This is a genomic window from Bacillus cereus group sp. MYBK15-3 (genome assembly GCF_051916765.1).
Taxonomy (GTDB): Bacteria; Bacillota; Bacilli; order Bacillales; family Bacillaceae_G; genus Bacillus_A; species Bacillus_A cereus.
On sequence record NZ_JBQAHG010000001.1, the window covers coordinates 407,228 to 419,145 of the forward strand.

Below are 11,918 nucleotides of genomic sequence, written 5' to 3' on the forward strand. Positions count from 1 at the left end.
ACTAAAAAAGAGTGATAAGAATTCCGTAAATTTGGAATCCTCATCACTCTCATTTGATATTGTGCAAATCATGAATATGAAATAAGAATTTCTAATTTTTAAAAACAATTTCAATTTTCCGACTAACGGGATAAAAATCATGTATTTGTTCTATTTTTAATAATTCATAAATTCGTTGAAATGTTCGCATCAAATTCATCTGATGTTTTGGTATCTATTTTTCTCCCATCAATTGTCATCTTTATTTTTTGTTTTTGGTTTGCTGTTACCACCCAAGCGTTCGGTAAATAACGATCTTCATGGGATAATGTAGACGGTGAATTTATAACCTTTCCTCCTAAATATAGCGTAGCAGAAGAACCTCCATCCATTGCCATTGCATTTATAGCTCCTTTTTCATATAAAATATCTTGACACTCTTTCAACGTAGCTCCTATACTATGTGTCTGTCTACCGTCAATAACTAGAAACATAATTGTACCATCTTCTTTTTGGGCCATAATACTTCTTGGAGCCGACCCCCAACCGCCGTCTCCTTCTGTAATCATTTTTTCTCCATTTACAATTAACTGTGGCATAAATCCAGCTGCGGAAACGACTTGTTTATCCAACAGTTGTTGGGTAGAATAATTTCCTGTTATCATTTGACCAAACTTTGTTAATCCCGTAATAATTGTAGGGGCATTTCTATCCATATTTGTATCAATAGCTTTCCCATTTTCTATCACAATTCCAGTAGCAACATTTCCTCCACCCCTTCCTGTTTCGTCAGCAAATCCACTTGCATTCACAGCAACAAGTGCATGATTACGTTTTGCCATTACACTAATTTTTTCTCCCCTGTTAGCACCCTGTGTTCCTTGATGGCTAACAAGTTTAACATTGAAAGGATTACTAATTGTTACTAACTTTCCTTCGAAAAGAAAGCGACTATCTTTATTACTTTTAATTGTTTCTACATCAATTTCTAATGGCTGATTTTTTAATTCTTCTAATCTTTTTCCTACTATTTTTTTATAAATATGCTCATCACTGTTTGACCATTTTGGATGATTAATTCTATCTTGCAGTTTATCTAGTTCCTTTTGGGATAGGAATGTATATTTCGCATATTGTGGATGCTGAGAAGTTAATATACTCCCAGCGATTGTTATACGAAGCTCTCGGCCATAGCTAGTACCAAATAGTATTCCTACGCCAATAATCATTAAAATAGAAAATAGAAGCAAAATTCGTTTGAAGATTTTTCTTAGATGTTTCATAGTTTTATCCTCCAGCATTCATTACATTCAATAAATCCATTAAAATATTATTTATCTAAAGACAAAAGTGTTTGATTTCCTCATGCCTGAATTCCCCACTATGTTTTAGCAATTAAGGCAACATACTTATTCCGGATTTCGTTTTTTTAGTGTATATTTATAAATTTAATAACGTTTTTGCAACCATGAAGTAAATTATTAATCCTGTTCCGTCAACAAATGTTGTAATAAATGGACCTGAAACAACTGCAGGATCTAGTTTTAATTTTCTTAGAATTAAAGGTAAAACAGCTGCTACAAGAGAAGCCCAAATAACAATAAATAATAAAGTAATTGCTACAACTTGCGCAACTTCTGCTCCAACTCCTAACATATAAGCACGAATGAGCCCAGCTATCCCAAGTGCAAGTCCAAGAAGCATACCAATTGCAAATTCTTTTTTCATTACACGGAAAATGTCTTTAAATTTCAACTCTCCAATACCAATTGCACGAGTAATTGTTGCTACAACCTGTGTTCCTGTATTCCCTCCAGTACCTACTAATAATGGAACAAAGAAAGCAAGGGCAACTACAGTTTCAATTTCGTCTTCAAAATACTTTAATACTGTACCTGTATATGCCTCAGCAACAAAAAGAAGTAATAACCATGGTAGACGTTTTAGGAAAATGCTCCAAATACTAGCTTCAAAGTAAGATTGATTCAATGGTTCACTTCCGCCTAACTTTTGAATATCTTCTGTAGCTTCTGCTTCCATAACATTCATTACGTCATCAAATGTTATAATACCAATCATTTTATTATTTGCTGTTGTGACAGGTATTGCTGCTAAATTATAATTCAGTAGCTTTTTTACAACTTCTTGCTGGTCAACTTCAGCGTGTACTGAAATTACCTCTGGCATCATGATAGTAGATAACATCTCTTCATCTGTTGCTAGTAATAACTCATGTATGGAAACGATTCCCTCAAGATAACCATGACTATCAAGAACATAACTATAAGATATTGATTCTACATTTTCAGAATGTTCCCTAATATACTTCAATGTCATTTTTACTGACCAATTTCCTCTAACTGCAACAAAATCACTTGTAACAAGACTTCCTGCCGTTTCAGGTTTGAAAGTCATTAATTTTTTTACGTTATGTTTTGTAATTTTATCTAGATACGCCATTAATTTAGCCTGTTTTTCCGGATGAACCGCTAGAAGTAAATCTACTAATTCATCAATCGGTTGTAAATTTAGTAACTTTTTAGCTTTATTTTCAGATAAGTGAATTAAGATATTATACTTTTCTTCTGCACTCATATATTGAAGAACTTTAGAGCTTTTTAATACAGGAATCGTATTTAGTAATATGACTTGATCTTCAATTGAAAACTGTTTTACTTCTTGCGCAATATCATACGACGGAAGACGTAAAACTTTCTCTGCATCCAAGTTATTTTTGGTTATAAGTAATTCCTTTAATAATTTCTTCATGTTAACTCCTCCTCATATTGCTAAGGGAGACTCTAGAGTTTCATGAGTGGTTTTGTTTTATTTTATCTGTCTTAAATTTTTTATTAGAGCAATAATAGTTACATTGCAATCAATTCATTAGTTAGAATTACCTCCTTTTTGAATATAGACAAGATAAAAATAAATAACATTAAACAGAAAAACCTTTACTCAAAAAGGAGTAAAGGTTTTTTCACAATACAAATAAATGATTATTAAGACATCTCTGCCGAAATCACAGAGGTGCCTTTCTATCAAATCGTATACCACTCCCTCGTTGAGTTTTAGCACTGTATAGCATAGGTTTTTATAACCAGCTACATTAAGAAGGGCCTTAATCCGACCGTTCCTGTTGACCCATTGGCGTCTCTCGACATTTTTGGGCAGCAGCGTTTCTCTATACAGGAGCCTCACCTAACAAAGTTTATTGAATTACTTCAAAATTTAAACCAGAATTTAATATTTGTCAACTGACTTTCAATTCCATTCATAAAAAAATCTTTTATAGAAAATGAAATTATATTTTATTATAAATTTAAAATTCCCCTTAAAAAACATAGAATTCAAATAGATTTAATTCGAAGAAACGTAATAAAACATATGAAACTTATTGTTTTTAATCAAATTCCAACTTTATAACAAAAGATGAATAATTAGTCATTCTGTATATCAAAAGAACATTCACAAAAAAATCTTCTTTTATGATTAAAATCTTCTTTACTGTTTATCAAATTTATATGGTTAAACTACTTAATCAAACGATACACTACAAGTCAAAAATATGTACTTATACAGAATGATTACAGACATTTTTTCATATCATTTCTCAAAGAACTATAAAGCAATAAAACAAATAAAATTAGCAATATGGTTGCTTGACAAGCAAAAAAAATATATTTATGCTTGCTACACGAAACAAACACATAAAATTTATATTGCTTAACCTGTTAGGTGAGGCTCCTATGCAAACACAGGCTATTGCCCAAAAATGTCGAAAGACGCCAATGGGTAGAACAGGAATTGTCGGATTAAGGCTCTTCTTAAGATAGCTAAGTAATGAATTTTCATTACTTTACGTTGTATAGTGCCAAAGCTCTACTAGGGGGAAAAAGCCTTATTTAGTCATGCCATTTTGAATCCCTCTAGTTACATACTAGGGGGATTTTTGCGTAAAAAACAGGGAATAAGTGATAGAATCTTTCTAAACAAAAGTCATATTTAGTAATTGACGAGAACAAGATTCTATTCATTAACAAATGTAATATTATGTTTTGTTTTAAATCAGGAGGATATTAAAATGAAAAAAATATTAAAACTCGATTATCTATTGCTCCTTCCTCTATTCATAACATGTACTTTAGGTATTATCATGATGTATAGTGCAAGCTCCATTGTCGCTGTTCAACATTACGGTTATAACAGTAGACATTTTGTTGATTCTCAATTAACAAAGCTACTTTTAGGAACAATAGGATTAATAATTTGTGCTTTACTCCCATATGAAATATGGAAAAAACGAATAGTCTCAATCTGTATTATGGTTGGGGGGATTTTTTTATTAATTATGGTTTTATGGAAAGGAAAAGTGGTAAATAATGCTCAATCATGGATCTTTGGAATACAGCCAGCTGAATTTCTTAAGTTAGGAACAATCCTTGTAACAGCCCGTTTTTTTGCATTGCGACAAGAACAAGCTAAAAATAACTGGAGTGGTATCGGAAAACTTTTATTTTTTTTAGCTACAATTTTTTTTCTTATCTTTAAACAACCAAATTTAGGATCTGCACTTTTAATATTAGGTATAGGTTTTAGCATATTTCTTTGTTCAGGAATAAATATAAATCTACTAATCAAAAGAACTACCATCGGTTCTATTTTATGGTTACCTATTTTATATTATTTGATTCAATATAGTTTATCAGAAGTTCAAAAGACACGTATTACTACGATTTTCAATCCCTTTCTTGATGCGCAAGGAAATGGATACCAGCTTGTAAACTCTTTTATTGCCATGGGCTCTGGAGGAATCACTGGTCGTGGATTTGGAAATAGCATACAAAAAACAGGTTATCTTCCAGAACCACACACTGATTTTATAATGGCAATAGTTTCTGAAGAACTAGGATTTATTGGTGTATTTATTCTATTGGTTGGAGTTTTGACTATAGTACTTCGCTCCTTAAAAATTGCACAATTATGTGTAGATCCATTCGGCAGTTTTATAGCAATTGGTATAGGATGTATGATTGGTATGCAATCAGTTGTAAATTTAGGTGGTATTACGGGACTATTTCCTCTTACAGGTACTCCATTTCCATTTGTAAGTTTTGGTGGAAGTTCTTTAATGGTGAATTTAATAGCAATAGGAATATTGCTTAATATCTCAATTTTCAATAAAATAAGACTTTCTCCTTTTTAAAATCTATTGTACTATAGTCATTTTTGTTACATTTAGAGAGATTATACAGGCTTTCATAATGATTTGATCAAACTGTAGATTTATTAATTTTAAACGAACATTTAAAATATTTTATAGCATAGAATAGACAGTATACAGTAGACACCACTAATATCTACTAGGTGAATAAAAAGAAGGAGAAAATAAATGACTCTAAATATAAATAGAGTATTCCCACGTAATTGGTATGCTGTGAGTTATGTAAAAGATATAAAAAAGATTCCAGTAAAAAAAAGAGTTGCTGGCAAAGATTTTGTATTATATCGGGATGAAAAAGGCGAAGTTCAGGCTCTATCACCTTACTGCCCTCATCGTGGCGCTGACTTATCACTGGGACAAGTAGTAAATGGTAAACTAGTCTGTCCCTACCATGGTTGGGAGTTCGATAGTTGTGGTACTTGTGTAAGAATTCCATCCCAACCCAATAAACCTATCCCGAAATTTGCTCATACCTTCTCATACCCTGTAAAAGAAAAGATTGGGTTGATTTGGATATACCCTGATAGTGAGGAAAATCCACCTGAATGGCAAACTTTTCATGTAATGGAGAACACTCCTTTTAAACTCTCTTTCTTCCACGCCACTTGGAATGCACACCTTACTCGATCAATCGAATCTGTGCTGGATATTGCTCATCTTGCTTATGTACATAAAAAAACGATTGGTAGAAAAACAAAAGCCGAATCAACCAATTATAAGCTGGAGGGAACACTGGATCAGTTTATATTCTCAAATGGTGATGCTTACCTTGAATACAAATTCCCACATCAGTGGATGCTTCACAGTGGCAAACAGGAGAATGAGTCATTTATTCAGTATATTACGTTTACACCAATTGATGAAGAAGAGACATTAATTATGGGATATACCGGAAGGACATTTTTAAAGTACTTCCCTTTACTAGACCAAATTTTAGCTAAATTTAGTTTAAGAGTACTAAAAGAGGATCAAATTATTGTAGAAAGTCAACATCCTAGACCTATACCAGAAGCTTTAAAAATGGAGGCCCATGTTCATGCAGATATGGCTCAAGTTCAGTTTAGAAAACGTTGGTTTCAGTTTTTACAAAATGGGTCTTGTTTTTCACTTGATTAAAGGCACGTAACGCAGTATTAAATATAGGTGTAGTGATGTTGATAGACGGTGGATGCTACCCCATCGCCATCAAGCTAAAATTTTATAGTACCCCCTGAACCCAATTTTGTACTAACTCGTAACAAAAAATTCCTTCAAAAAAGAAAGGCGCCTATGCACCTTTCTTTTGTAATGCATTCTCACTCTCTTAGCATTCAGAATCCCTTATGAATCACTTTAATGCATCATTGTACGAACCTAATTACCCTTTAGAAAAGTAATAATTTGTCTCCTTACTTTTCAGTAACATATTTCCTCTTATTATTAAAAATAAGTCGTTTCTACTTAATATTTTTACTATAACTCTAACTAGTGCTAACCAAAGGATCATAATAAGCCAAATATAATTTATTAATCACGTTTAAAGTACATAAGTCTGCACTGATTGAAAATGCAGAACCAGCATTAATATCGTTTAGCGTATTTGTAATCCGCTAACGACTTAAATCACCTTATTTCACTCTCTTCGGTAAAGCTGAGCCTGAATGTTCAATTACTGGATGAACATAAACATTAATGTCAGCATTACTAAAATAATTTTCACCTTGATCCCAATTCTTACTTATTTTCTTTCATTCTTTATAATTATTCCGCTTATATACTTCTCCTAATGCTAATACATCCACCTTATATTTTTTTGAACAAGCTTTATTGATTTTTGAATCCTTTGCTCCATCTCTTTTGAAATATCCTTCGTTAAGCGTTTTTCATCCATAACTTGTTTATAATCGCTAAAATGCAACTCCGCCAAAGTACCTTCGAGAAACAAATGAATATCAAACTTCGGTTTTGTAGTATTTTCAGTAAAAACCTTTATTTTTCGATGTAATTTATGAATTTCATATGTAATAAGCTGATTCTTTTCACGTATGGTAAAATAGCCCCCTAATTTCTCACCAATTACAAAGTTCATTCCCAGTGTTTGTTCTCCGTTTAACATTCCAACACACTTGTTATCCTTCCCACGAAACAATGCAGCCCCATCCATTTCTATCCCTTGTTTTGTTGGCCTTAAGATAGGTAGTACAAAACTGCGTTTTGAAATTATCTTTTCCTGCACATCACCAATTCTTGCCGCCTCCACCATTTGAGCGTTTTTGGGAGGATGTTCAGCTAGCATATCAATATACTGTGCCGGTAAATTTTCTAGTTTTGCACTTTGTTTCAAGATAGTTTCTGCATTTTTTTTCAGAAACAAATAGACGGATGTTTCTTCTCATTTCATGATCACGAATATATACATCTAGCGTATTCTGTAAAGCATTAGGATTCGAGAGTAATTTTTCAGAAAAAATAATTCACGACTAATTTTTTTTAGCAATAATTCGTATTTGTTCAAATACACTATCTGCTTTTGCACTCACATTAATATAATTATTCCCTGCCCCTTTTCCACCTTGCTGCGCTAACTTACTGAGAAGTACCATCTGATACGTCCCTTTCATAATTGGATTTGATTTCTTTTCCTTAACAATATGGTAAGACGCACCTACTACAAAGCCTCTTTCTTCTATCTCCACTAACTCAGAGCAACCACTGTATTTTTCTGTTTAACTGTTGGGGTTCAGCTCATAATGAAACATATTTTTTACATAAAAGACTTTCGTATATAAATTTTTCAAATGATTTATTAGCGAATTGTTGACCAATATCACTTTTTTGAGTGAGTAATTTTTTAGATTGATGATGTAATGAATTTTTTTCGTTTCTTTTATGTAAAATATTCTAGTTTTGCATTAGGAAAGAACTGTTTCATATAGGAATACAGATAGTTTTTTATATCCTCTTCTTCTTCTTTTTGATAAATGTATTTTCCGATTCCATATTTCCCCCATTTATACCTTCTTTTCTCTTCATCTAATTCTAGTTTTGTCATCGGGTAGTTTTTTTCAATTACTCTCTTAGCTGGCTTTGTAAAACGATGTTGAATAAATTCAAATGTAATATCATCCCGTGCATCAAGAGGTAATTCAGCATTTAGGCGTTCAAACATATGATAGTATCCTTCCTTCCAGCCTTCATGCAGGTAAATAGGAGCTACAATGAAACCAAGAGGATATCCAGCTCTAGCTACTTTTCCTGCTGCCTCAATTCGTTTAGCTAAGGGAGAAGTTCCTGGTTCAAAGTTTTTAATCACATAATCAGCGTTTACACTAAAGCGAAATCTTGTTTTTCCATTATGTTTAGCATCAAGTAAATGATCTACATGGTGGAATTTCGTAACAAATCTCAATTTCCCATATTCAGATTCTCCAAAATGCTCAATGGCCCGTTTAAGGGTATGCGTTAAATAATCGATTCCTACAATATCTGAAGTACACGACGCTTCAAATCTTGTTACTTCAGGTGCACGCTCTTTCATGTATTTATCAGCAGCATCTAAAATTTCTTCAACATTTACATACGTTCGTATATAAGGCTTACTTCCCATCGTTGTTTGTAAATAACAATAATGACAATGTCCCATACATCCCGTTGCAAAAGGAATTGCATACTCTGCTGAAGGCTTGGAAGTATCGAATTTCAGTGTTTTTCTAACACCAACAACCAGCGTGGATTTTGCTACTCGATACTTTTGAAAATCGTTATCCCCTGGCAAATCTCTTACTTGATTATGGGAAGTAGTATGTCGAATTTCAACATCCATCTTTGAAAACTTCTCAAACAGCTCTTTCCCCAAAGGATAATCTAATGCTTTCGGTTCAAAATATACGAGCTTAGGCATAAATGGCTTATTCATTCTAACATCCCCTCTGAAATATCACCATAATAGTAAGTGTAAGCTTGGTTTGCTTCATCTTCGGTAGCATATATAGCCATCTCATTTGTTAGTGGATAATACGTTTCGTAAAGAAATAGTGCTAATTCATTAGGTCTTTCAGGATTATTTACAACTGCTGCAGCTTGTATGTTAGCTACGTCTTGAGTATGAGGATTTCGGTAAAAAATATAAACAATGTCACCAGCATGATACGTATTACTTTCAGAAGAAAATTCCATTCCATCACCATCTCATTTCATAAAATTCAATGCTCACAGTTTTACTTTCTAATTTTCTTGTAGTGTAACTATTTAATTACATTGATAATGATTACGTCATACAAACATATTTTGAAAAATGAATAATAAATGTACTCCCAAAAAGGCAAGCATATATCAATGCTTGCCTTTCGTTCTAACGACGATGTTCAACAAGATCGATTACACCTAAAACGACGTGTGCTAAACCAAAACCAAATACTGTATTTGCAATCATTTTATTAGTTCCACGAGTTTGTTTAAGAGCATAACCTGCTGCTGTCACTGCTGTACCTAAAGCTGTTGGAATTAATCCTTCACGAATGTCCACAGTGATGCCTCCTTGTTTCGTAGTTAGTAAATTTGTTTTAATGACTCGAAGTAAAGTATTAAAACAAGTATTAGTATTTTTCTTTTTAATAAAATTATGTGAAATTCTTATGAATAATATTTTAAATCCATAACAGCTATAAAGATTGAAAAAATTATTAATTAACAAATATGAAAATATCTTCAAAACGTATTTTTATATGAAAATTTTATACCTCAGACAAAAAAATCTTTGCTAAAATTCTCTCCATAAAAAGTGCTCCTAAATTTATATATATAGGAGCACTTTTTATAAAACACTATTCTTTATTTGCTTATGAACCACTTTATTATAATAACCATGCTTTACAACTTGCCTAAAATCATCTACCTTGATATCCATTCTTTCCGCAATATCTACAACAATTGTATTTTGTAAAACATCCACCACAAATCCCATTAATTTCAAATTATGATTTTTACGATATGAAAATTCAACGTAATCCCCAAGTGTTACTTCTTTATTATGTTTCATTTGGCGCCCCCTAAATTATCGATAATTATACAATAGTTTCCCCCTTTTTTACTTCTACATACGGGGTCACCAGTTTATCATTTTAGCCAATTCATCTCCCACCTACTTATTTTGCGTTCCTTGAGGAAGGGGTCTTCTTGGCTAAAATGATAAAAAAAGACAAACTCTCCAATGTGAGGAGTTTGTCCAAAACCATGATTTCTTTAGTTTAACAATATAGAATTCAGTTCCGATAAGAATCTTTCTTTTTTCCATATCCCACGGTTTTTGCATCGATACTAACAATAGTGGATTAGAATAATGACTTAATACTTGCTAGGACAGTAAGAATACCTATAATAATGACAAATACATTGCTAAATTTCCCTTTGTATTTAGCAAGTACTGATACTTTATGGATTGCATACATTGGTAGTATACATAAGATAGAAGCAACTAGCGGACCGCTAAGGGCATCAATGATTCCAAGAATACTTGGATTTGTATAAGCAACATACCAGCATGTTAATACGACAAAAGTAAGAATCATTGTCTTAACTGTTTTTTCTCCTATATCTTTCCCACGTTTTTTACTGGACTTGATAATCATGTCACGCATTACCTCATACGCTCCTATATAATGACCAAGGAAAGACTTTGTAATAGCCACAAATGCAATGATAGGAGCTGCAATAGTGATTACTGGCGAATTAAGCTCATTAGCAAGATATGATAGGATTGACAAGTTCTGTTCTTTTGCCACCTTAAGATCATTTGGAGTCAAACTTAAGGTACTGCTCCAAACAAAGAACATAACAACTGCGAATGTCATAATATAACAAACTTTTTGTATTTGAGCACATTTAGCATCAGTAGCATCTATTCCATACGTAGCTCTCTGTTTCATAACAAATGACGAAATCATAGGCGAATGATTAAACGAGAATACTATGATTGGAAGTATCATCCATATCGTTCCTAAATATCCTGTTCCTGTTGAAGCAGTAGAAACACTTGAAAAACTAAGCATTGACGTATTCCACTGTGGAATCAAAGATATTGCGATAAAAAGTAGAGAAGCTATAAAAGGATACACTAGCATGCTCATGATCTTTACAGTTATATCTTGACCAAAATTTAGTATAGCGATAAGACCGAGTACTAAAACAAGCGATAAAATGGACCTTGGAGGCTCCGACATGTGCAATTGATGCACGATAAAGCTACTAGCGGTATTTGTAAGTGCGACCGAGTACATCAGCACGATCGTATAAATGGAGACAAAATATACAATATTAAAAATGATACTTGCCTTATTTCCAAAATACTCTCTTATTGTACCTGTAATCCCCTCATCGGCAGAGTTCGAAGCGTAAATCATTTTAGCAAGCGCCCTATGTGAATAATACATAACAGGATATGCAAGTATGGTAATTAACAGCAATGATAATAAACCACCTGAACCTGCATTAATCGGTAAAAAGAGTACTCCTGCTCCAATTGCTGTTCCAAAAAGGCTCAATGCCCAGGTAGTATCCTGTTTATGCCACTTTTTAGGGTCTAAATATTTCTCATTTTTTACTGCAGTGTTATCAGCTTGAAATTCTATGTTTTTTGCAGTATTCCCATCCATATAATAATTCCTCCTTGTGTCCTATTCTTAATTCTCTTTTTAAGATATAGGAATATAGACCGTTCTTGAAAAATGAATAGCTTATA

The 11,918-nt window shown here is 32.8% G+C and carries 10 protein-coding genes, 2 pseudogenes and 2 riboswitches; of the genes and pseudogenes, 2 read left to right on the forward strand and 10 right to left on the reverse strand.

What is annotated here, in order from left to right; translation table 11 throughout:
- Window positions 1-164: 164 nt before the first annotated feature.
- Both ACTFR8_RS02175 and mgtE read right to left on the reverse strand, forming a co-directional pair.
- On the reverse strand, window positions 165-1,262 hold the full coding sequence (locus ACTFR8_RS02175; RefSeq protein WP_000681825.1) for a phosphodiester glycosidase family protein: 1,098 nt from the start codon (window positions 1,260-1,262) through the stop codon (window positions 165-167).
- A 157-nt stretch (window positions 1,263-1,419) separates the two neighbouring features.
- Window positions 1,420-2,748, reverse strand: coding sequence for a magnesium transporter (gene mgtE, locus ACTFR8_RS02180; protein WP_000734822.1), 1,329 nt, complete (start codon window positions 2,746-2,748; stop codon window positions 1,420-1,422).
- Between the two features lie 281 nt (window positions 2,749-3,029).
- A riboswitch (M-box (ykoK) riboswitch) is annotated at window positions 3,030-3,195 on the reverse strand.
- Window positions 3,196-3,702: 507 nt separating this feature from the next.
- Window positions 3,703-3,879: riboswitch (M-box (ykoK) riboswitch) on the forward strand.
- Window positions 3,880-4,063: 184 nt separating this feature from the next.
- Between mgtE and ACTFR8_RS02185 the strand changes: the two genes are divergently transcribed.
- Together ACTFR8_RS02185 and ACTFR8_RS02190 are read left to right on the forward strand one after the other, a co-directional pair.
- Complete coding sequence (locus tag ACTFR8_RS02185) at window positions 4,064-5,185, forward strand: FtsW/RodA/SpoVE family cell cycle protein (RefSeq protein ID WP_000722116.1); 1,122 nt, start codon at window positions 4,064-4,066, stop codon at window positions 5,183-5,185.
- 186 nt (window positions 5,186-5,371) lie between these two features.
- Window positions 5,372-6,319 (forward strand): aromatic ring-hydroxylating oxygenase subunit alpha, encoded by a 948-nt coding sequence (locus tag ACTFR8_RS02190; RefSeq protein WP_000174200.1) that lies wholly within the window; start codon window positions 5,372-5,374, stop codon window positions 6,317-6,319.
- Window positions 6,320-6,560: 241 nt separating this feature from the next.
- On the opposite strand, the pseudogene ACTFR8_RS02195 reads toward ACTFR8_RS02190, so the two are convergent.
- From ACTFR8_RS02195 to ACTFR8_RS02230, 8 genes and pseudogenes are all read right to left on the reverse strand, one after another.
- Window positions 6,561-6,629, reverse strand: a pseudogene (locus ACTFR8_RS02195) (HXXEE domain-containing protein); the annotation flags it as partial.
- Window positions 6,630-6,971: 342 nt separating this feature from the next.
- Complete coding sequence (locus ACTFR8_RS02200) at window positions 6,972-7,526, reverse strand: Ger(x)C family spore germination C-terminal domain-containing protein (RefSeq protein ID WP_437263786.1); 555 nt, start codon at window positions 7,524-7,526, stop codon at window positions 6,972-6,974.
- Window positions 7,480-7,878 (reverse strand): annotated as a pseudogene (locus ACTFR8_RS02205) (Ger(x)C family spore germination protein). Before ACTFR8_RS02205 ends, ACTFR8_RS02200 begins: the two are co-directional and overlap by 47 nt.
- Before the next feature lie 191 nt (window positions 7,879-8,069).
- The gene (gene splB / locus ACTFR8_RS02210) at window positions 8,070-9,098 is read right to left on the reverse strand and encodes a spore photoproduct lyase (protein ID WP_001039638.1); all 1,029 of its coding nucleotides are present in this window, start codon (window positions 9,096-9,098) and stop codon (window positions 8,070-8,072) included.
- Window positions 9,095-9,358 carry a transcriptional regulator SplA gene (locus ACTFR8_RS02215; RefSeq protein WP_000396091.1) on the reverse strand — a complete coding sequence of 88 codons (264 nt, stop codon included), beginning with the start codon at window positions 9,356-9,358 and terminating at the stop codon, window positions 9,095-9,097. The genes splB and ACTFR8_RS02215 overlap by 4 nt, the downstream gene beginning before the upstream one ends.
- A 175-nt stretch (window positions 9,359-9,533) precedes the next feature.
- Window positions 9,534-9,707, reverse strand: coding sequence for a hypothetical protein (locus tag ACTFR8_RS02220; RefSeq protein ID WP_000354585.1), 174 nt, complete (start codon window positions 9,705-9,707; stop codon window positions 9,534-9,536).
- A gap of 288 nt (window positions 9,708-9,995) precedes the next feature.
- Window positions 9,996-10,220: a DUF2187 domain-containing protein gene (locus ACTFR8_RS02225; protein WP_252209988.1), complete on the reverse strand. Its 225-nt coding sequence runs from the start codon at window positions 10,218-10,220 to the stop codon at window positions 9,996-9,998.
- Window positions 10,221-10,512: 292 nt separating this feature from the next.
- Window positions 10,513-11,832, reverse strand: a complete 1,320-nt coding sequence (locus ACTFR8_RS02230; protein WP_252209987.1) for an aromatic amino acid transport family protein — start codon at window positions 11,830-11,832, stop codon at window positions 10,513-10,515.
- Window positions 11,833-11,918 lie beyond the last annotated feature (86 nt).